Annotated in this window: 18 protein-coding genes and 1 other annotated feature; of the genes, 13 read left to right on the top strand and 5 right to left on the bottom strand. The window is 43.2% G+C overall.

What is annotated here, in order from left to right:
* Window positions 1-15: 15 nt before the first annotated feature.
* From rplS to SWP_RS16755, 7 genes are all read left to right on the top strand, one after another.
* Window positions 16-369, top strand: coding sequence for a 50S ribosomal protein L19 (rplS, locus tag SWP_RS16785; RefSeq protein WP_020913791.1), 354 nt, complete (start codon window positions 16-18; stop codon window positions 367-369).
* A 320-nt stretch (window positions 370-689) separates the two neighbouring features.
* The gene (locus tag SWP_RS16780) at window positions 690-1,781 is read left to right on the top strand and encodes a 3-deoxy-7-phosphoheptulonate synthase (RefSeq protein ID WP_020913790.1); all 1,092 of its coding nucleotides are present in this window, start codon (window positions 690-692) and stop codon (window positions 1,779-1,781) included.
* 14 nt (window positions 1,782-1,795) lie between these two features.
* Window positions 1,796-2,935 carry a bifunctional chorismate mutase/prephenate dehydrogenase gene (gene tyrA / locus SWP_RS16775; protein WP_020913789.1) on the top strand — a complete coding sequence of 380 codons (1,140 nt, stop codon included), beginning with the start codon at window positions 1,796-1,798 and terminating at the stop codon, window positions 2,933-2,935.
* A gap of 423 nt (window positions 2,936-3,358) precedes the next feature.
* Complete coding sequence (gene hcp / locus SWP_RS16770) at window positions 3,359-5,023, top strand: hydroxylamine reductase (protein WP_044556029.1); 1,665 nt, start codon at window positions 3,359-3,361, stop codon at window positions 5,021-5,023.
* A gap of 82 nt (window positions 5,024-5,105) precedes the next feature.
* The gene (locus SWP_RS16765; RefSeq protein ID WP_044556028.1) at window positions 5,106-6,203 is read left to right on the top strand and encodes an FAD-binding oxidoreductase; all 1,098 of its coding nucleotides are present in this window, start codon (window positions 5,106-5,108) and stop codon (window positions 6,201-6,203) included.
* A gap of 138 nt (window positions 6,204-6,341) precedes the next feature.
* On the top strand, window positions 6,342-6,680 hold the full coding sequence (locus SWP_RS16760; protein ID WP_020913786.1) for a hypothetical protein: 339 nt from the start codon (window positions 6,342-6,344) through the stop codon (window positions 6,678-6,680).
* A 39-nt stretch (window positions 6,681-6,719) separates the two neighbouring features.
* Window positions 6,720-7,994, top strand: a complete 1,275-nt coding sequence (locus SWP_RS16755; protein ID WP_020913785.1) for a cation:proton antiporter — start codon at window positions 6,720-6,722, stop codon at window positions 7,992-7,994.
* Window positions 7,995-8,045: 51 nt separating this feature from the next.
* Here the strand turns inward: SWP_RS16755 and pheA are convergent, their stop codons facing one another.
* Together pheA and hpf are read right to left on the bottom strand one after the other, a co-directional pair.
* Window positions 8,046-10,022, bottom strand: coding sequence for a prephenate dehydratase (pheA, locus tag SWP_RS16750; protein ID WP_020913784.1), 1,977 nt, complete (start codon window positions 10,020-10,022; stop codon window positions 8,046-8,048).
* 33 nt (window positions 10,023-10,055) lie between these two features.
* Window positions 10,056-10,174, bottom strand: a sequence feature (Phe leader region).
* 119 nt (window positions 10,175-10,293) lie between these two features.
* On the bottom strand, window positions 10,294-10,656 hold the full coding sequence (gene hpf / locus SWP_RS16745) for a ribosome hibernation-promoting factor, HPF/YfiA family (protein WP_020913783.1): 363 nt from the start codon (window positions 10,654-10,656) through the stop codon (window positions 10,294-10,296).
* A gap of 309 nt (window positions 10,657-10,965) precedes the next feature.
* On the opposite strand from hpf, the gene SWP_RS16740 reads away from it, so the two are divergent.
* The gene (locus tag SWP_RS16740) at window positions 10,966-11,643 is read left to right on the top strand and encodes a cytochrome b/b6 domain-containing protein (RefSeq protein WP_044556027.1); all 678 of its coding nucleotides are present in this window, start codon (window positions 10,966-10,968) and stop codon (window positions 11,641-11,643) included.
* 55 nt (window positions 11,644-11,698) lie between these two features.
* Here SWP_RS16740 and SWP_RS16735 read toward each other — a convergent pair whose 3' ends face one another.
* Window positions 11,699-12,142, bottom strand: a complete 444-nt coding sequence (locus tag SWP_RS16735) for a c-type cytochrome (RefSeq protein WP_143711256.1) — start codon at window positions 12,140-12,142, stop codon at window positions 11,699-11,701.
* Window positions 12,143-12,374: 232 nt separating this feature from the next.
* On the opposite strand from SWP_RS16735, the gene trpR reads away from it, so the two are divergent.
* Complete coding sequence (gene trpR, locus SWP_RS16730; RefSeq protein ID WP_020913780.1) at window positions 12,375-12,650, top strand: trp operon repressor; 276 nt, start codon at window positions 12,375-12,377, stop codon at window positions 12,648-12,650.
* Between the two features lie 492 nt (window positions 12,651-13,142).
* On the opposite strand, the gene slyD is transcribed toward trpR, so the two are convergent.
* Window positions 13,143-13,763 (bottom strand): peptidylprolyl isomerase, encoded by a 621-nt coding sequence (gene slyD, locus SWP_RS16720; RefSeq protein ID WP_020913778.1) that lies wholly within the window; start codon window positions 13,761-13,763, stop codon window positions 13,143-13,145.
* Window positions 13,764-14,475: 712 nt separating this feature from the next.
* Between slyD and thrA the strand changes: the two genes are divergently transcribed.
* The 4 genes from thrA (at window position 14,476) to SWP_RS16700 (ending at window position 19,774) form a co-directional block, all read left to right on the top strand.
* Window positions 14,476-16,941, top strand: coding sequence for a bifunctional aspartate kinase/homoserine dehydrogenase I (thrA, locus tag SWP_RS16715; protein ID WP_020913776.1), 2,466 nt, complete (start codon window positions 14,476-14,478; stop codon window positions 16,939-16,941).
* Window positions 16,938-17,870 carry a homoserine kinase gene (gene thrB, locus SWP_RS16710; RefSeq protein WP_020913775.1) on the top strand — a complete coding sequence of 311 codons (933 nt, stop codon included), beginning with the start codon at window positions 16,938-16,940 and terminating at the stop codon, window positions 17,868-17,870. Before thrA ends, thrB begins: the two co-directional genes overlap by 4 nt.
* A gap of 70 nt (window positions 17,871-17,940) precedes the next feature.
* A complete protein-coding gene (gene thrC, locus SWP_RS16705; RefSeq protein ID WP_020913774.1) occupies window positions 17,941-19,227 on the top strand; it encodes a threonine synthase in 1,287 nt (428 codons plus the stop codon).
* Window positions 19,228-19,483: 256 nt separating this feature from the next.
* Complete coding sequence (locus SWP_RS16700; protein WP_044556026.1) at window positions 19,484-19,774, top strand: hypothetical protein; 291 nt, start codon at window positions 19,484-19,486, stop codon at window positions 19,772-19,774.
* Window positions 19,775-19,794: 20 nt separating this feature from the next.
* Here the strand turns inward: SWP_RS16700 and nfo are convergent, their stop codons facing one another.
* Window positions 19,795-20,649: a deoxyribonuclease IV gene (nfo, locus tag SWP_RS16695; RefSeq protein WP_020913772.1), complete on the bottom strand. Its 855-nt coding sequence runs from the start codon at window positions 20,647-20,649 to the stop codon at window positions 19,795-19,797.
* Window positions 20,650-20,757: the final 108 nt, after the last annotated feature.

The following is a 20,757-nucleotide window of genomic DNA, read 5'->3' as shown; positions in this document are numbered from 1 at the left end:
TATGGAGTTTATTTAATGAATAACATCATCAAAATGCTCAACGAAGAGCAAATGAAAACCGACGTACCAGAATTTGGTGCCGGTGATACAGTAGTTGTAAAAGTACGTGTTGTAGAAGGCGGTAAAGAGCGTCTACAGGCGTTTGAAGGCGTTGTAATCGCTAAGCGTAACCGCGGCGTTCACTCTGCATTCACAGTACGTAAAATCTCTAATGGTGAAGGTGTTGAGCGTGCGTTCCAGACTCACAGCCCAATCATCTCTAGCATCGAAGTTAAGCGTCGCGGCCGTGTTCGTCGTGCTAAGCTTTACTACCTACGTGAGCGTTCAGGTAAGTCTGCACGTATCCGTGAGAAGCTTTCAACTAAGTAATTACTTTTTTGTAATTATTAGTTCGGCTAAAAAAAGATGCAGTGTTCGCACGAGAAACCGCCTATATGGCGGTTTTTTGTTGGCTGCGATTTATGAGCCTTTCTACTTGCTATTCTTATACTGATTGGTATTAGAGCCAAAATAACAACAATAATTTTCATTATTTAAATTTGCTGCTTGATCTTAGTCTTGCTCGCTGGCATAGTGCTCTCAAGGTGTAATGGTGTAGCAGTACGGCGTTACAGTTGAAAAGCTAAACTAGCGGTTAACTCAGGCAAATTGGTTTGCAAACAGTAGTAGACTTTAATCAGGTGATGAGCATGCAACAAGATACAATTAACAACGTACATATTAGTTCAGAAAAAGTGTTGGTGACTCCAGAGGAGTTGAAGCGTGCTTTGCCATTATCTGCTCATGCTAGTCAATACGTGATTAATGCGCGTAAAACCGTATCCGACATCGTCCACAAACGAGATAATCGAGTGTTGGTGATCTCTGGGCCTTGTTCAATCCATGATATTGATGCCGCTAAAGAGTACGCGCTTAAACTTAAAAAGCTGCATGATGAGTTGGGTGACCAATTTTACGTGTTGATGCGCGTGTACTTTGAGAAGCCACGCACCACGGTGGGTTGGAAGGGGATGATCAATGATCCTGATATGGATGAGTCATTTGATGTTGATAAAGGCTTACGTAAAGCTCGCGAACTGATGATTTGGCTTGCTGAGCTTGAGCTGCCGGTTGCTACTGAAGCGCTTGATCCTATTAGCCCCCAGTACATGTCTGAATTGATCACTTGGTCAGCTATTGGTGCTCGTACGACTGAATCACAAACTCACCGTGAGATGGCATCGGGCCTGTCTATGCCAGTTGGCTTTAAAAATGGTACAGATGGCAAGCTAGGTGTTGCAATAAACGCATTAGAATCGGCCGCTAGCAGCCACCGCTTTATGGGGATTAACCAAAAAGGTCAAGTTGCACTGTTGCAAACTGCGGGTAATCCAGACGGGCATGTGATTTTGCGTGGCGGTAAATCGCCAAACTACGACGCAGCGAGTGTCGCTGAGTGCGAGCAGCAGTTACATGCAGCCAATTTGAATGCGCGCTTGATTGTTGATTGTAGTCACGGTAATTCTTCAAAAGATCACAATAAGCAAACGCCAGTATGTGAAGATGTCTTTAATCAAATTCTTAACGGCAACCAGTCGATCATAGGTGTGATGCTTGAAAGCCACCTTAATGCGGGCAAGCAGAGTAGTGATTTACCGGTAGATGAACTTGCTTATGGGGTGTCTGTTACCGATGCATGTATCGATTGGCAGACAACCGATACATTATTGCGCAGTGGAGCTGCAGACTTAGCTTCAGTATTACCAACAAGGTTTGATATGCTGAAAGTAGCAAACGGCTGATGGAAGAGAGAGTAATGAACGAGAAGACCACTGCAGAGCTTGAAAACCTAAGAGGGTTGATTGATGGCGTTGACCAGCAATTACTGCACCTACTTCGGAAACGTTTAGATTTAGTGGCGCAAGTAGGCGCTGTTAAGCACGGTGCAGGGCTTCCTATCTATGCGCCACAGCGCGAAGCGAAGATGTTAGCTAAACGGCGCGCAGAAGCACAAGCTATGGATGTTGCGCCGCAACTTATTGAAGATATTTTACGTCGTTTAATGCGCGAGTCTTATCTTAATGAAAAGGATGTTGGCTTCAAACAGGTCAAAACTGATTTAGGACATGTGGTCATTGTTGGTGGTGAAGGTAAGCTTGGCGGGTTATTTTCGCAGATGCTTACTTTATCTGGATATGAAGTTAAGTCGTTAGATAAAGATGATTGGCTCAATAGCCAGACTATTTTTGATGGCGCTGGTCTTGTCATTGTTACCGTGCCTATCAATATCACCTGTGAATTGATTGCCAGTAAGCTGACACAGCTACCGAGCAACTGTATTCTTGCGGACTTAACCTCGATTAAGACTGCGCCAGTTGAAGCTATGTTAGCTGCGCATAGTGGGCCGGTTTTGGGGTTACACCCGATGTTTGGCCCAGATGTGGGTAGCCTTGCTAAGCAAGTTGTTGTGGTTTGCCATGGTCGAGGTGAGTCTGAATACCAGTGGCTTATCGAGCAGATAAAAATTTGGGGCGCACGCATTGTTGAGGCTGAGCCGGAAAAACATGACAAAGCGATGCAACTGGTGCAAGCGATGCGTCATTTCTCCTCATTCGTTTATGGGCTTAACCTTTATAAAGAGGAGGCTGATATTGAGTCGTTGTTGCAGTTTAGCTCACCTATTTATCGTTTAGAATTGGCGATGGTAGGGCGCTTGTTTGCTCAGAGCCCTGAGCTATATGCCGACATCATTTTTGCTCAAGAGGAAAGTTTAGTTGCTATCAGTGATTACCTTGATAATTACTCACAGGCATTACAGATCCTAAAATCTGGCAATCGAGAGGCTTTTGTTAAGCAGTTCGAAGAGGTTGCGCAGTGGTTTGGTGATTTTGCACCTCAGTTCCAACGTGAAAGCCGCGCAATGTTGCAATCGGTGAATGATATGAAAACTGGCTAGTTGAGTTTGAAGTTGTTTATCGAGAATAAAAAGGAGCTGCGGCTCCTTTTTACGTTTTAGTTCCAGTCATTATCTTTAGCCAAGGGAGATGTTCAACTTTACAGCTTAGCAGTATTTTCTATTGCAAAAAGACACACTAATGCTGCACATACTTAACTAGAAAACTCCTTTTTGGCCATTAAATCCAATCTTTCATGCATTAATCAGAAGCAAGAATGAGAGGCGTTATCAGGCTCATTTTCATCTATTGCTGATATTCGTCATTTATTGGACGATTTTTATTCTTTAGCTGTCGCTTAAGGTGATCTCTTTCATAGTTTTTACTTTCAAGCTTAGAAAATGCTTTTGCAATTTTTCAATCGGCGTAGACTTAATTTTAAAGATGCAAATTATATGCATGTATTAAGTATTAGGAGTAGTGTCGTGTTTTGTATTCAATGTGAGCTTACTATAAGTACGCCTGCGGGCAATGGCTGTAGTTATACACAAGGTATGTGTGGTAAATCGTCTGATACATCAGACTTACAAGATCTGCTGATTTACATTCTTCAAGGGGTATCAGCATACGCTGTTCGTGCACGTGAAGTCGGAGTTGTTGACCACGAGATTGACACGTTTGTGCCAAAGGCATTCTTTGCGACGCTAACCAATGTTAACTTCGATGATGACCGTATTATTGAATACACAGCGCAAGCAAACACTTTCCGTAGCCGTTTACAAACAGCTTATGAAGCTAAATGTGCTGAGCTAAATGTTGAGGCAAAAACACCAACAGCGACAATGCAGCTAGTATTGGGTACAACTAAGCCCGAGATGCTAACACAAGCTCTTCAAGCTGCGCCTAACCGTGGTAAAGATGAAGTTCATGAAGATATCATGGGTTTACGTTTACTTTGCTTATATGGCCTTAAGGGCGCTGCAGCTTACATGGAACATGCTCGCGTTCTTGACCAAACTAACGATGAAGTTGCTGGTGAATTCCATGAGATCATGGCTTTCCTAGGTGAAGACTCTGTTGATGGTGATAAGCTATTTGAAACCGCAATGCAAATCGGTCAGCTAAACTATCGCGTCATGGCAATGCTTGATGAAGGCGAGACTCACGCATTTGGTCACCCAGAGCCGACTCAAGTGAACACCAAATCTGTAAAAGGTAAAGCGATTTTAGTGTCTGGTCACGACATGAAAGATCTAGAGCTTATCTTGCAACAAACTGAAGGTAAGGGCATCAACGTATTCACTCACGGTGAAATGCTACCTGCGCTTGCTTACCCTGAATTGAAAAAATACCCGCACCTTGTAGGTAACTACGGTAGTGCATGGCAGAACCAACAGAAGGAGTTCGCCACATTCCCTGGTGCAGTTGTAATGACTTCTAACTGTATTATCGACCCTAATGTGGGCGATTATTCAGACCGAATCTTCACTCGTAGTATTGTTGGCTGGCCAGGTGTTAGTCACATCATCGGTGATGATTTCAGTGCTGTTATCGCTAAAGCTGAGGCTTTAGAAGGTTTTGCTTATGATGAGATCCCCCATCTAATCACTATAGGCTTTGCTCGTAACGCACTTATGGCTGCGGCACCAACCGTGATTGATAATGTGAAAAGTGGTGCTATTAAGCATTTCTTCTTGGTTGGTGGTTGTGACGGTGATAAAGAGGAGCGTGGCTACTTTACTGATATAGCCACTCAAGCGCCTGATGATTCACTCATCCTGACTCTAGGTTGTGGTAAGTACAAATTCAATAAGCTTGAGTTTGGCGATATCAACGGCATCCCACGTTTACTGGACATTGGTCAGTGTAATGATGCTTACTCAGCAATCCAGCTTGCAATTGCACTTTCAGAAGCATTTGAGTGTGACATCAATGAGCTTCCTTTGACCTTGGTATTGTCTTGGTTTGAACAAAAAGCGATTGTGGTATTGCTTACGTTACTGTCTCTTGGAGTGAAGAACATTCTAACTGGCCCAACGGCGCCAGCGTTCTTAACTGCAAACCTAGCTAACGTATTAGAAGAGAAGTTTGGACTGCGCACTACAACAACTGTAGAAGCGGATCTTAATCGCATTCTAAACGTGGCGTAACAGCCCGCTTAGGCGGTGATGAGTTAGTAAAAATGGCCACTCATATGTGGCCATTTTTATGTCGGTAATAGGGTAAAGAGAAATGATGAATAGTAGGAATACACCAGTTAATGCCCCTTTCACTGCAGAGCAGTGGCAAGCGGGTGAGCATCAATTGGTTTGTGTGGAAAAATGGCATGAAACTCATGATGTAATCAGTTTTCGTTTCCAAGGTGTGAAACCAGTAAAGTTTCACTTTAAACCGGGACAGTTCCTTACATTATTACTAGAGATAAATGGTGAGAAAATCGGCCGCAGTTACACCATTAGCTCATCACCATCTCGTCCATTTTCAATCGTATTGACTGTCAAGCAGATTGAAGGCGGTAAAGTCTCTAACTTTCTTGCAAATAGTCTAGAAGTTGGTCATGTAGTACGAGCGCTAGGACCGGATGGTGCATTTAACCTGATCGATATCGAAGCTGACAAGTATCTGTTTTTGAGCGCGGGTTGCGGCATTACGCCTATGTACTCTATGTCTAGATGGTTAGCCGATACGCAAATTGGCCCTGATATCTCTTTTTTACATAGCGCTAAGTCTACTGAGGATCTGATTTTCAAGCAGTCGCTTGAGCAAATGGCTGATCGCAGTGACCAGTTTAAGCTTAACTACCTGTTAGAGAGTCTAGATAGTGAGCCATGCGCTTATGTAGATGCTGAAGCAGGACGATTATCTGCTGATAATTTGAAGCGCCTTGTTCCGGATTTTCAGACCCGCACTGTATTTGTGTGTGGGCCAGAGCCTTATATGGAGGCAGTAAAAACACTACTTGAATCATTAACCTTTAATATGGCGCAGTTTAATCAAGAAAGCTTTGGCTCGTTCAAAGGCGATCTTGGCGAACTTGCTGCAGCAAAAGAGGCTGCAGCTAGTGATGAAATGAGCGGTTTTATGCTGCAAATTGGTGACAGAACCCGGACTCTTTCTAGTGAACAAACGTTGCTAGATGGTGTTGAGGCCGAAGGTCTACCTATTATTGCAGCATGCCGTTCAGGTGTCTGCGGTGCGTGCAAATGCAAGGTTGTAGAGGGTGAAACTGAATCAACCAGTCAAATGTCATTGACAGCAGATGAGATAGCGCAAGGCTACGTATTAGCTTGTTCAACTAAGTTGAAGTCTAACGTTACGCTAGAACTTTAAGTCATGCTATGTAAAGAATGTTAAGTAATTCCAAATAAATCAGTAGTGAAAGTTGCGAAACTCACAATGAGAAAGTAAGGTTAAAGGCAGGTCGTAATGTAAATTACGCCTGCCTTTTCTTTATTGGTGGAGTGGAATATGGTATCAACAACGCATACTGAAGCTTTACCTTTAGAAGACAAAAGTCTTGCTCATATGCTCTATGGGCTAATGGCCTGCTTCCCTATCGTGTTACTCCCCGCGGTATTAAGCTTATGTATTAACTTAAACCAACGTCCAAATACCCTAAGCTCTATGCTTGCATCCCACCTTAGGTGGCAGCGATGGTCGATTATCAGTATGTTGCTGGTTATGGCTGTCGGTTACTTAAGCAATCAACCTTGGCTTAGCGCAACGCTCTATGTTGCTGCTTCAGTTTGGTTTAGTGGTCGTATATTTAAAGGCTGGTTGAGCCTCATTGAAGGCCGTTGTATATAACTCCATCTATCGCTTGGCCTTAACTAATGAGTACTGCCCGTGACCAGTTATGAAATCCTCTGTCTGCTATCTGCACTTTCTTTGGTTATTTCGTTAATATCTTCTCGCCTACATCGATGGCAAGAAACCATTACCATCACAGCATTAGCTTTATTGTTAAGTTTACTCATCTTGGCGGCAGGAAAGATCTTCGGTGTATCAGTTTATTCAAGCTTAGTGACCGATCTTGAACAGCTCGATTTTAAAGCTTTATTACTTAACGGTATGTTGGGTTTTTTGCTGTTCGCTGGGGCGCTGCAAATCAAACTGCAGGTACTTAAAAAGCAGCGTTGGGAGATATTCATCCTCGCCTTTGTGGGTACGCTTATCTCAACGGCTGTTATTGGCGGTGTACTTTATTGGGTTTCTGGCTTTTTAGGCTTACCACTTCAACTTAGCTACTGTTTGTTGTTTGGGGCTCTCATATCACCAACCGATCCAATAGCGGTGCTGGCTATCATCAAGCAACTCGGTGCGCCTGAAGATATTGCGACTCAAGTTGAAGGTGAGTCATTGTTTAATGATGGTATAGGCTTAGTGATTTTTGTTGCAATCTCACAGGTCGCCTTTTCCACTGAGCCATTGACGATTACGGGTATTGCGAGTCTATTTTTGCAAGAAGCGGTTGGTGGCGTCATTTATGGTGTTATTCTCGCCGCTGGCTTACATTTTATGTTGGGCTTCTCCGAAGACAAAACCCAGTATTTGTTGATGACGCTATTGCTACCGACTGCTGGTTATGTGGTTGCAGATATGATTGGTGTTTCAGGGCCTTTAGCAATGGTGACTGCTGGGATTATCGCTGGTAATTTAAGCATTCCTAAGCTGCTAAAAATGAACGAATGTATAACTCTAGAGAGTTTTTGGGGGCTGATAGAGTCATTCTTTAACTCACTGCTGTTCTTGCTACTAGGCCTGCTGTTGCTGCTTATCGATTTCGATGCTGAACTTTGGTGGTTTATGCTGCTATCAGTTCCGATTGTGCTGCTCGGCCGTTCACTGAGTGTTTACTTGCCATATTTGGTTTTTCGCCAAGTAAAACATTACAACTCTTTTGCAGAAAAAATTCTTGTTTGGGGTGGGCTGAGAGGTGGCTTAGCACTAGCGATGGCGATGAGCTTACCTACCGGTGTGATGTTGGTGACAGGGAGTAATATTGATTTAAGAGAGCTATTGATGGTGATGACCTACGCTGTGGTAGTATTTTCTATCCTAGTTCAGGGGACAACGATTCCTCGGCTCATTGACAAGAGCAATGCTGAAGATAAAGGTTAATAAACAACGGCCGCGGACTCAAAATAGCTTGCGGCCGTTAATTAGCTAAGATTAGCGATATAGGTTGTTGAGTAGATCGTTAAGTAGCGTTTTTTGCTCCTCGCTATTGCCCGCTTGTTCAACGCTGGCGATATTGACGACAATACCATCACCGCCAAGTTGCTTAATCGCTGTGCTAAATCCTGCTAGTTGTTCAGTTTCTACTGCATAGCTAGGATTAACCAGTACAGGCAGATGGCTAGCGGTTTTAAGCTGTACTAACGCCGCTAAATCGAGTGAAGGCTTGCCTGAATTATTCAGCGTACTTACACCTGATTCGCATAGCGCCAATTGTTGATTGCCTTGACTCAATACCACCTCAGCAGCATCTAACAAGTCATCAATACTCGCCATGGTATTTCGTTCTATTATGACAGGCAGTAACAGTGAGCCTAACTGCGTGAGTATTGCTTGGTTATACATTTGAGTTCCAGACAATATAATCGCATCAGCTATCTGAGCGGTTACAGCTAAGTCGGTTTCATGCTCAACCATTAAAATACACACGAGTCCAAATTGATCTAAGGTCTTTTTAAATTGAGAGAGTGATACAAGTAGTTCACTTTGTTGACTTAAACCTTGGATCACTACCGCTTGGAACCCTGCTTCTTTTAATGTTTTTGCGCGTTGCTCAAATTCAGTCGTTTCAAAAGGCAGATGCACTTGAGCAATTGCGGCTAAATGATTGTTACCTATGTTGAGTTGGCCACAAACGATTTCTGTTGCCTGGATTTTATACTCTTTGCTATAGCGCTTCTCTTTGGTCGATGTGGTGCTAGGTACTGTGCTTACTTTTGATGTACTAGGTTCAATCATTAATTGGCTATTGGTCAGCTGTGTAGGGTTAACCGTTTCACATGGGTAGCATCCCAATACTTTGATAAAGCGCGTCGTTCTTTCTAGCTCTTTTAATGCTGCTTGCATTGGCTCGCTGGAAAGGTTCGCGTCGATGTCCAAATAGAACATTTCTTCCCATGGTGTACCGGGAATTGGACGCGATTCGAGTTTACTCATATTTAGGTTTCTAGCCTTTAGCACTAATAAAGCTTCGACCAAGGCACCGGGTTTTTGTCCTGTGGCCATAATCAAGGTGCATTTTGCAGGTAACTGTTCAGGAACATCAACGGCTTTACGGGCGACAACGATAAAGCGACTTTGGTTGATTTTTTGATTAGCTAGACCACTCTCAATAGCCTCAAGTTGATATAAAGCACCACCCTCACTGCTACCAATAGCTGCTACGCTGTTGTCTTGAGCATTACAGACCATATCCATTGCTTCAGCACTACTAGAGCAATACTCTAGCTTGAAGTTACCATGTTGGCTTAGATAACGACTGCACTGACTAATGGGTTGTGGGTGAGCGTACACCGTTTTTACATCATTGATGTTGGTGCCGCTTTTCGCTAGCAGGCAGTGTCCAACTTCAATGGTTGTTTCGCCGACAATGGCTAAACTTGTGTGTTGCAGTACATCGTATACTTCGTTGATTGAACCTGAAGAGGTGTTCTCTATCGGCAGGAAACCATAATCTGCATGGCCAGACTCAACCGCTTGCACTATCTCATCAAAACTCTGACAGCCTAAATCCTGCATTTCAACTTGTCGTCTGTCGCAGTAGCGACTTGCCGCTAAATAGGAGTATGAGCCTCTGGCACCGAGATAAGCGACACAGTACTGTTGCTGTTGAGTTTGTGGATTAGCGCGGCCATGTAAGTAGGCTTGCTGGTTAAGTACTGAATCTTCAATAATGCTTTGATAAAGCGAGATAACATAATGCGCATCTAAGCCTTGCTCGCGACCTTGCTTAACAAGCCGGGCTAGCAGTTCTTTTTCGCGGATAGTATCGCGTATAGGCCTAATATCTACTTCTTTACTACGAGCAACATCTAAACTTAATTCGCGGCGTTTAGCCAGCAGAGCTAAAAGATCATTGTCGAGAGTCGTTATTTGCTCTCGAGTGTGGTTTAAAGGTTGTGGTTTGCTCATTAGTGCCTCTACATCTTATTTAGCGCGCTTAGAATTAAAAAAGCCTCCCGTGTGGGAGGCTTTGGAATTTTCACTTTCGTTTTTACACCGAAATTCCGCCTCCGAGGGTGGGGGGCATAAAAAAGAAAGTAAAAAACGCAGTTAGGATTTTGTTCATGGATTAAAACTAAAGCGGAGTCGGTTTACTGTCAATCAAAACTTGGGCTATTTGAAAATTATGTAAGAAAAAGCGCACCTGAGGTGCGCTTTTGGACAAAAGTTAATAATAAAATCAAGCTGCGTATTCCTCCTCTATGTTATCGTCAAAGCCTTCATCAATGGCATCATCTTCTCTTTTAAGTGTTGCGTGACGTTGGCTTTCTGGTTTGTGTGTTAGGCGATTTAGCTGTTTCTCCAGCTTTTGTCCCATTGCATTGATTGCTGCATATAGGTCTTCATGTTTCGCCTGGGCAAATAACTTGGCACTTGGAATGCCGACAGAAGCTTCAATCTTAAAACCTTGTTTCTCCTGTAGTATGATTACGTGTGGATTAATAAGCTGCACATCGTGTCGTGCTAATTTTGCTAATCTTGCTTCAATACGTTCGCGGATAGATTCAGTAACTTCGAAGTGCTTGCTAGTAATCTTTATCATATGTCGAACCTTTTGTTGTTTCCTTGAATTCAGACTAACAATCTCACTAACGAAAGTCGTGATCTAAATCACGTTTTACAGTGTCTTTTAATTCGTTCGCTTTTTATTTGATCACTTAGACAAATATAGTCAATAACTGCCAAAATTTCCTTGAAAACCCTGAGAAACAGGTTCATATTTGAATGGATAAGAGCTCACTCAATTAGCTGTTTTTCAAAAATCCTCTGCATAAATAACCCCATAGCTCTTACCCTCAGCTCAATATATAATGCTCACAAAAGACCAATTAATTTGTGAGACTGAACATTCATGACGCAAAACACTGTCAAAGTTAAAGTATGGGACATTCCAACAAGGCTCTTTCATTGGGGGATGTTGTGTTTGCTTGGTGGTTTATGGTGGACTGCGGAGTCAGGAGAGATGGAGTGGCACCAACTACTGGCATACAGTTTAATGATTTTACTTGCCATGCGACTGCTTTGGGGCTTTATAGGCAGTGATACTGCACGCTTTAGCCATTTCGTTCGCTCCCCTAAAACGGTGTTTAACTACCTTAAGCAAACTAAGCAGCATGGGATTTCTGCGAGTGTTGGGCATAATCCCGCTGGTGGCTATATGGTTGTCGCACTAATCTCACTTGTTTGTTTGCAGCTAGTGAGTGGGCTTTTCGCAACGGATGACATTTTTACCGAGGGGCCACTATATAGTAGTGTGAGTAGTGATACTGCTGCATGGCTAACTTGGCTGCATAAAAAGAACTTTGATCTGATTTTGATATTAGCTGCGATACATGTTTTGGCTGTCGGTGTGCATATGATTAAAGGTGATAAAATTATAATGGCGATGTTTAGTGGTTATAAACGTCTTCCAGAAGTTCAAGCGCCGTCTTTAGCATTTGCATCTGTATTAAAAGCAATTGTAATCGTGCTGGTGGTTGGGGCATTGGTGTTGAACTACTTGATGTTACCTATTATCGATATGTTGTAGGTGATCTAAACAGTGAAATGATAGAGCCAGCTTGAACTAAGCTGGCTCTTTTTATTTAATCTTTTTTGTAAGCGTCGTGACAACCTTTACAGCTTTTACCTGTGTTCATAAAGGCTTTTTTGATCTCTTTCTTGTCGCCTTTCTCTGCAGCTAAAGCAAGCACGGCTGCATTCTCTTGGAAGGTCTTCATTTTTGCATCAAAATCAGTTTTATCACTCCAGATCTTTGCAAGTGCTTCAGTTTCACCTTTATCAGAACCACTGATAAAACCTTCAAGTGGCAGCTTTGAAAGCGCTGCAACATTGGTCGCACGCATGGCGAATACGTTAGCGTCGTAATCTTTTTTGCCTTTTAGCATTGCGCCCATGTCACCAAAGTTATAGGCAATCATCCCAAAAGCAGATTGACGATAATGAATGGCATCATCAGCGTCATCAAAATTATTAGCTTGCACACCGGTGGTAATAGTTGCTGTCGCAGCGAGTGCGATTAGACTCATCTTTAATGATTTTCTCATGGTTACTCTCACGTTTTTATTATGTTATGTGACTTGTTTCCCACTATTGTACCTACTTTTAGCTAGTTGACTCCATTCGTTTTTTATTAAAATTACGCTTAGTTACAATTAAGTGGGATACAGCACTTAAATATCTTATCTCAAAATACGTGACTGGAAATTGAATCCTGATAAACTGAGCGTAATGATGCACTAGTACACCATTGAGGCAGAAATGCGCGCAGAGTGGGATTTAGTTTTAGATAAAGTCATGGCACAAAAGGATCATAGCGCGCTTGTAACGCTGTTTGAACTGTTGTTGACTGAAGAGGAGCGCAGTGCCGTAGCTGGGCGATTAAAGGTTTTTCAAACCCTATTACATAAAGAGATGAGCCAGAGACAAATTGCTCAGGAATACCAGATTAGTATTGCAACCATTACTCGGTGTTCAAATTATCTCAAGCATATGACTGAGGAGGAGCGTGAGCAGATAAAGCAGCTAACGCTGTAAGGTTTGTTTATATGCATTAGCGATAAAAACCTTGTGTTTACGGTAACCGACTCTTAGAAATAATATGTAGAGAGCAAAGCTGCATAGGCAAAGAGCCAAAACCGGTGCGACCTTTGAATTGTGTTGACTTAGTAATATGCCACCGAGAAAACAGAGCGCTGGAATATGTTCATATATCGAGTTGGGTATCCAACCTTTCTTGCGTCGTTTTTTAGCATCAGTGCGTCGATTAGTAGAGCGTAGAGAATAGATTCTGCTCCCCCATAAGTAGACTATTACCGCTAAGCATTGCGCAAAAGCTTGATCGAACAATAATATTACTAGGCTAGCTATAACGACGTAGCTTAAGGGTAAGGCTTCGTAAAGTGGTTTTGATAGCATTGGCAAATCCTTTTGCACAGAAATGATGCTATTGAGTGTAGAACAGAAAAAAAACGCGCTTCATTATTGTAATGAAACGCGCCTTAAATCAGTCTAAAGAGCTAGGTTGCTTTAATGTCTGCAACCACAGCCACCGTTGCCATCGCAACCCTCTTTAGCTTCTTTGGTTTCGTCTTCACTGCAACAACCACCTTCGTGGCTGTGCTCATGTTCGCCACCACAACATCCACCTTCATGAGAATGTTCGTGTCCGCCACAGCTAGAACCTGCCGCGTGAATGTGACCGTGAGCGACCTCTTCTTCTGTAGCAGTGCGCACTTCAAGAACTTCAACGTTAAAGCTCAGTGTTTGGCCTGCTAAAGGGTGGTTACCATCTACGATAACAACGTCATCTTTAACTTCTGTCACTTGAACAGGACGTTGCCCCATTTCTGTTTCTGCGATGAAACGCATGCCAGGTACGATATCTTCGATGTCACCAAAAGCTGATAATGGGACTTCTTGGCATAGACCATCATGGTATGCGCCATAGCCTTGCTCTGCATCTACAGTTACATCAAGTACGTCACCTTGCTCTTTACCTTCAAGAGCAGCCTCTAGGCCTGGGATCATATTTTCTGCACCATGCAAATATAGCATCGGCTCGCCTTCAAAAGAGCTTTCTACAAGCTGGCCTTTTGCATCTGATAATCGGTAATGGATGCTTACTGCACATTTTTCGGTGATTTTCATACTGGCTCCAATCGGTAATTTGCGCGCATTCTAGCTTGGATTGTGTCAATTTGCGACAGCTTGGATCGACTTATGCTACCTAAGCCACATCTTTATTAGGAATCGAATTGGCCTAATAAACGTGATTGGCTACCACTTATAGCTAAATATCATAATTAGTGCTTTTTAATTTTATCAGTAACTGCGCTGGATTCTTGCTTAGGCCTTTGGGGCTAAAATGTAAAAATGAGCCTTGGTTATAACAGTTGATTATTACCCATAGCGTTAATCCGTATTGATTTTTGCAGTATTTTAACTCGGTAAAATGTGTTAATTAACAATGGTATATGTATTGGTAGTGTTTATGTTTACGTTAACGTAACATTTGGGGCTGCAAAGGAGTATTAACGACTACTTATTAAAATTACCATTTATAGCGCTTTATTGCTGTTTAATCGAGAAAATGGCCATTAATAGCAATAATGATAATTTAGGGGTTGACACTTCTAGGTTAAAAAGCAATTCTGTTAGCACACAAATTATTCCAATTGGATTAAACCTAATTTATATGTCTAGCCATCAGTTAATGATCACCACGATTATTACAACCACCACGATTACCAACGTGGGGGCGGGCTAAGCACAACCTGATATAAGTTAAATATCAAGCCCGCTCCCCACAAAGGAGCGGGCTTTTTTGTTTCTTAACGTGGCGCGGCACAAGGAGTTTTCGATGAAAGTAATGAAATTTGGTGGAACCTCGCTCGCAAATTGGCAGCGATTTAGAACTGCAGCCGATATTGTAATCCAGTCGGCAAAAGCTGAGAGTACAGCGGTGGTATTATCTGCGCCAGCAACGGTGACCAATGGTTTAATTGAAATGGTAGAGGTCGCGGTAAAAGGCGGCGACTATAAAGTTGTATTAGCTAAAGTTGAGCAAGTGTTTAATGCTTTATATGCTGAGGCTGCGAGCTCTTTAACTGGCGAGCAAAATCAACACTTAGCCAATCGATTGCAGCAGCAGATGAGCTTTTGGAGCGATAAGCTTGCCGGTATGAGCCTGCTCAATGAGTGCCCTGAGAGTGTAGAGGCTGCTGTGTTAGTGGGCGGCGAGAAACTGTCTTCTGCATTAATGGTTGAGGTGATGAAGGCCGCTGACTATTCGTCAGCGATATTGGAACCAGAATCGCTGCTGGTAGGCCATGGTCCGCGGTTGGAGTCTGTGGTTGATATTGAAGCGAGTAAGCTACGGTTCGGCGCGTTAGATCTGAGCGCTGCTCATGTGTGGGTTATGCCTGGTTTTACCGCTGGAGATAGCGACGGTAAGATAGTGACTTTAGGTCGTAATGGCTCCGATTACTCCGCAGCGGTACTATCAGCGTGTCTACAAGCAAGTTGTTGTGAGATCTGGACCGACGTCGATGGTGTTTACAATACGGACCCTCGAGTGGTCACCGACGCCAAGCTTCTTTCACAGATGAGTTACCAAGAAGCGATGGAAGTTTCTTATTTTGGCGCAAAAGTTTTACACCCAAAAACAGTAGCGCCCATTGCTCAATACCACATTCCCTGCTACATCCGAAATACGTTAAATCCTCAAGCCGTTGGCACCCTAGTGTCTAATGAGCCAGATGAAACCGGGCTAAATGTAAAAGCGATCTCAAATCTCGATGATCAAACTATGTTTGATGTTTCTGGGCCTGGTATGAAAGGTATGGTGGGGATGGCGAGTCGTACATTAGGTGCTATATCTCGTTCTGGGGTGTCTGTATCACTGATTACACAAAGCTCATCTGAGTACAGCATTAGTTTCTGTGTGGCTACCGAAGACGCTGCTAAAGCCAAATATGCGTTAGAGCAGGAGTTCGATCTAGAACTTAAGAGTGAGCTACTAGAACCTATCGAGATGCGTCATCAATTAGCTATTGTCTCTTTAATTGGTGATGGCATGCGTACTCATAAAGGCGTTGCAGCCAAATTTTTCCAAGCACTGGCGCAGGCGACGGTTAATATTGTTGCTATTGCACAGGGCTCATCGGAACGTTCTATTTCTGCAGTTGTAGAGCAGCGAAAAACCAAGCATGCGATATCTGCTTGTCATCAATCATTCTTTGATGTTCAGCACTATTTAGATGTATTCCTCGTTGGCTGCGGTAATGTTGGCGCGGGTTTACTTGAGCAGATTAAACAACAGCGTCAAATGTTAAAAGAGCAGCATATTGCTGTACGTGTTTGTGGTATTGCCAACTCTAAACAGATGCTATTAGATGCACAAGGTATCGACTTATCTAACTGGGAAGGGTTATTAGCCGAGACAGAGCAGGCAGCTAATATTGAAGAGATGCTGCTGTGGGCTAAAGAGCAACAGCTGCTAAACCCAGTGCTTGTGGATTGTACCTCTAGTGAGTTTATCTCTGATCAATATCTGACAGTAATGAATGCCGGACTGCACGTTGTTACACCGAATAAGAAGGCTAATACTCGTGACATGGATTACTACCGTTCGCTGCGACAAACGGCGTTAAAGCAGCGCCGTCAATTCCTTTATGAAACAACCGTTGGTGCAGGGCTGCCAGTTATCGACAACCTTAAAAAGCTACTGTTTGCCGGTGATAAACTACTCCGTTTTAATGGCATCTTGTCGGGCAGTCTATCGTATATTTTTGGTATGTTAGATGAGGGGATGACGCTCTCTCAGGCCACTAGTATTGCCAGAGATAAGTGCTTTACAGAGCCAGACCCTCGCGATGATTTAAGTGGTATGGATGTTGCGCGAAAAGTCCTAATTTTGGCTCGCGAAGTGGGTATGGAGCTTGAGTTATCGGACATAAATGTGGAATCAGTATTACCTGAGTCATTTGATGCATCTGGCGATGTTGATGCATTTATGTCGAACTTGCCCTCTGTTGATGCTGTTATTGCACAGCGCATCGAGGCGGCGAAAGCCGAAGGGAAAGTATTGCGTTACGTCGGACAGATTGATGATGAAGGCTGCAAAGTAAAAATAGCGGAGGTGGATGCGAGTGATCCACTTTATAGCGTTAAAGGTGGCGAGAATGCGTTAGCATTTTATAGCCGCTACTATCAACCGATCCCATTTGTATTAAGAGGTTATGGTGCTGGTACTGATGTCACTGCGGCAGGTGCTTTTGCTGACATTTTAAGAACATTAAACTGGACGCGTGAGGTGGGTGTATGAGCGTAACTATCTATGCCCCGGCCTCGATGGGCAATGTAGGGGTGGGCTTTGACTTACTTGGCGGTGCGTTAGCACCTGTTGATGGTAGCTTACTGGGTGATAAGGTCACTGTAGAGAGCGCAGAGCAGGGGCTTGAACTCGTTGTGGTGGGTCATTGGGCTAACAAGCTTCCTGCCAATCAAGATGAAAATATAGTGTATCAATGTGCTGTGTTTTTCCTTGAGCATTTAGGACAAGAGGTAGGGCTTAAGCTGACGCTGGAGAAGAACCTACCTGTTGGTAGTGGTTTAGGCTCTAGTGCTAGCTCAGTTGTTGCTGCATTGATGGCACTAAATGAGTATTTTGATCAACCATTTTCCGAGCTGCAAGTACTCAAACTTATGGGGGATTTTGAAGGTCAGATTAGTGGTTCTGTACATTACGACAATGTGGCTCCTTGTTTTCTAGGCGGTATGCAGTTAATGCTAGATACCCCACAAGCTATTTGTGAACCTATTCCGACTTTTAAGCAGTGGTATTGGGTGGTCGCTTACCCTGGTATTTCGTTATCAACAGCACGTATGCGTGGCTTGATGCCAGAGCATTATTCAAAGCAAACGACCATCGATTTTGGTCGCTACTTAAGTGCGTTTGTACATGCTTGCTATAAGCAAGATGACAAACTTGCTATTGCGGTACTAAAAGATGTGCTTGCAGAGCCATATCGCGCTGCTGAAATCCCACAATATCAGCAAGCAAAATCTGCACTGAATGAGTTAGGTATGTTAACCACAGGAATTTCTGGTAGTGGTCCAACCCTGTTTACCATTACTGATGATGCTGAAACTGCGCAAGCTGCCAAGCAGTGGCTAGATGAACACTACATCGATCCACAGTTGGGTTTTTCCCATATTTGTCAAATTGATGATTTAGGGGCGCGTCGCGTCTAAATAGATTTTTACGCTTTTGCCTAGTGCAGCGCAATCAGCGAATAGATATAAAGAATTAAAGGAAATAGTCATGGAATTGTACAACCTAAAGCACCCCTCACAAGTCGTGAGCTTTACCGAAGCTGTCAAACTGGGACTTGGAAAAGATCGTGGGCTTTTTTTTCCAAAAAGCATCCCTAGCTTAGAAGATATCGACAGTATACTTGCCTTGCCGTTTGTTGAGCGCAGTAAAAAAGTCATTGGGGCTTGGCTTGCGTCAGAATTGGGGCAAGAGACAGTTGACCGACTCGTTGAGAAAGCATTTAATTTTGAACTGCCTTTGGTACAAGCAGACAAAAACCTTTATAGCTTGGAGCTTTTTCATGGTCCTACGTTAGCCTTTAAAGATTTTGGCGCTCGTTTTATGGCGCAATGTCTAAATGAGTTAGCTAAAGATGAGAAGATAAACATTCTAACCGCGACTTCAGGGGATACTGGCGCCGCGGTTGCTGATGCATTTTACGGACTTGATAATATCAATGTTGTCGTTCTGTACCCCAAAGGCAAAATCAGTCTATTGCAAGAGAAGATGTTCACGACATTAGGTGACAATATTCATACTGTCGCAGTTAACGCTGACTTTGATGCTTGTCAGACCTTGGTAAAGCAATCATTTGAAGACAGTGATATCCGTGACGGCTTGCACCTTAACTCTGCAAACTCAATCAACATTAGCCGCTTACTAGCACAGATTTGTTATTATTTTGAGGCGGTTGCGCAGTATAAGCAAAGTAATAATGACGATCCCGTTATCGCAGTGCCAAGTGGTAACTTTGGCAATCTAACTGCTGGTTTATTTGCTAAAGCGATGGGGTTACCTGTTAAGCGTTTTATCGCTGCGACGAACAGTAATGATACGGTGCCGCGCTATCTAGATAATGGTGAGTGGTTGCCGCAGTTAACGGTGGCAACCATGTCTAATGCAATGGATGTGGCAGAGCCAAGTAACTGGCCAAGAGTGGAAGCAATTGTTAAGGCGATGAATTGGTCTTTGGCCGACATCAAAGGTGTTGGAGTCTCTGAAGCTGATACAAGCGATTCAGTTAAAGCGCTACATGATGTGGGATACCTATCTGAACCCCATGCGGCAATTGCAGCTTTTGCATTGAATCAATCAATGTCTGTAGATGAAAAAGGGATCTTCCTTGGCACTGCACACCCTGCTAAGTTTAACGAAGTGGTCGAGCAAGTGTTAGAGATAGAGCTAGCACTTCCGCTAGCGCTTGAAAACGTAGTCGCTAAGACTATTTTGTCGACAGAACTGACGGCAGATTTTGATGTCCTGAAGGCCCACTTATTTGATGTATTAGACAAGTAATTTTATTGATTAAACTTAAATGAGATAAAAGAGAAGCTGTTATGGTTTCTCTTTTTTTGTGGTTGATATGTACACTGTCTGTATTTTTATGCACTTTCGTGTATAGCTGTTGTTGTGTATTTACTAGAAAAGTTTTGCGTGTTTACAGGTGATTCTAAATGTATCACCTAAATCTCTCTTAGTGTTATTTGTACCATTTTTTTTGCTAAACATATTCTATATTATTGCGCGCAGTTTTCATTTTGGGTGCATATCGGTGTTACGTTTCTTTGTCAGTATATTATTAGTTACTCTATTAAGTGGTTGCGCAAGCGAAGAGTTTCAGCTTTACCATAGAATAAATGAAGCATACGACTTTGAAGTGACTCACTGCGATAGCTTTGCCATGGTTACTGGTGTTGGACGTGGCGAAAATGCGCTGGCTGATGCTAAGCTCAGCGCTATCAAACAGGGTGAGGAGATCCAAGGCACGCATATAGTGTGGTTGCAAATTGATCAGGGTGAACCAACGAGAGTTGTTGCGGTGATCTATAAGTGCTTACTTTAGCTCCGCTCCTTCCTGCTTTTTTATTTTGGCACTAAGCTACGTAGCCAGTTAATTTCAGCCGCCCATAGATCGGCGTCTGTCGTTTCTAAAATCAGTGGGATCCCTTTTACTGCTTCAAGCGTCATTAAAGTTGAAAATGCCTCTGCGCCTATTTCCCCTTTTCCTAATGATTCATGGCGATCTACTCGACTATTAAGCTTAGTCTTGCTGTCGTTTAGATGCATTGCCTTTAAATAGCGGTTACCGACAACTTTATCAAACAGATCAAATGCTGACAGACAGCTCGCTTGACTGCGAATATCATAGCCCGCCGCAAACATATGACAAGTATCAATGCAGATGCCAACTCGTGACTTATCTTCAACCCCATCAATTATCTGCGCCAGCTGTTCGAAGCTATGGCCTAGGTTAGAGCCCTGACCTGCAGTATTTTCGATGACAGCAGTGACTGTAGTTGACTGCGATAGTGCAAAGTTTATCGATTCACTAATACGCGATAAGCACTTGTCTGTGTCTATCTGCCTCAGATGACTGCCAGGGTGAAAGTTAAGCAGAGTTAAGCCTATCTGTTCGCACCTTGCGATTTCGTCATAGAAGGCTTCTCTCGACTTTGTAAGCAACTCATCATCGGGGTGGCCTAAGTTTATAAGGTAACTGTCATGGGGGAGGATCGCATCCATTGAGATATTAGCTTCTGCACAGTTTTGTTGAAACAGTGCAATCTGCGCTTCATCTAAAGGTTTACTTACCCATCTACGTTGATTTTTGGTAAAGAGTGCAAAAGCATTGGCACCGATGGAAGCGGCGTTTAGTGGCGCATTTGCTATTCCGCCTGAAGCGCTGACATGGGCGCCAATAAGGTGATGTGGTTGCATTATGGCGTTTTCCTGTATTTGTGTTGCTAGGCAGCTTGCGGCTTAACCGTAATGAAAATGAGCCTCGTTCTTTTATTATTGACTTAAGGCAATAGAGTAAGTGATTGT

The organism is Shewanella piezotolerans WP3, assembly GCF_000014885.1.
GTDB classification, from domain to species: Bacteria; Pseudomonadota; Gammaproteobacteria; order Enterobacterales; family Shewanellaceae; genus Shewanella; species Shewanella piezotolerans.
This window is presented reverse-complemented; position numbering and strand designations above follow the sequence as displayed.

What these genes read in the sequence shown, in the direction of transcription:
- SWP_RS16735 (WP_143711256.1), bottom strand. Translation starts at nt 12,142, where the DNA reads ATGAGTCTAATCGCACTCGCTGCGACAGCAACTATTACCACCGGTGTG.
- nfo (WP_020913772.1), bottom strand. Translation starts at nt 20,649, where the DNA reads ATGCAACCACATCACCTTATTGGCGCCCATGTCAGCGCTTCAGGCGGA.
- SWP_RS16765 (WP_044556028.1), top strand. Translation starts at nt 5,106, where the DNA reads ATGATGAATAGTAGGAATACACCAGTTAATGCCCCTTTCACTGCAGAG.
- thrA (WP_020913776.1), top strand. Translation starts at nt 14,476, where the DNA reads ATGAAAGTAATGAAATTTGGTGGAACCTCGCTCGCAAATTGGCAGCGA.
- SWP_RS16740 (WP_044556027.1), top strand. Translation starts at nt 10,966, where the DNA reads ATGACGCAAAACACTGTCAAAGTTAAAGTATGGGACATTCCAACAAGG.
- trpR (WP_020913780.1), top strand. Translation starts at nt 12,375, where the DNA reads ATGCGCGCAGAGTGGGATTTAGTTTTAGATAAAGTCATGGCACAAAAG.
- SWP_RS16760 (WP_020913786.1), top strand. Translation starts at nt 6,342, where the DNA reads ATGGTATCAACAACGCATACTGAAGCTTTACCTTTAGAAGACAAAAGT.
- SWP_RS16780 (WP_020913790.1), top strand. Translation starts at nt 690, where the DNA reads ATGCAACAAGATACAATTAACAACGTACATATTAGTTCAGAAAAAGTG.
- thrB (WP_020913775.1), top strand. Translation starts at nt 16,938, where the DNA reads ATGAGCGTAACTATCTATGCCCCGGCCTCGATGGGCAATGTAGGGGTG.
- hpf (WP_020913783.1), bottom strand. Translation starts at nt 10,656, where the DNA reads ATGATAAAGATTACTAGCAAGCACTTCGAAGTTACTGAATCTATCCGC.
- thrC (WP_020913774.1), top strand. Translation starts at nt 17,941, where the DNA reads ATGGAATTGTACAACCTAAAGCACCCCTCACAAGTCGTGAGCTTTACC.
- rplS (WP_020913791.1), top strand. Translation starts at nt 16, where the DNA reads ATGAATAACATCATCAAAATGCTCAACGAAGAGCAAATGAAAACCGAC.
- slyD (WP_020913778.1), bottom strand. Translation starts at nt 13,763, where the DNA reads ATGAAAATCACCGAAAAATGTGCAGTAAGCATCCATTACCGATTATCA.
- pheA (WP_020913784.1), bottom strand. Translation starts at nt 10,022, where the DNA reads ATGAGCAAACCACAACCTTTAAACCACACTCGAGAGCAAATAACGACT.
- tyrA (WP_020913789.1), top strand. Translation starts at nt 1,796, where the DNA reads ATGAACGAGAAGACCACTGCAGAGCTTGAAAACCTAAGAGGGTTGATT.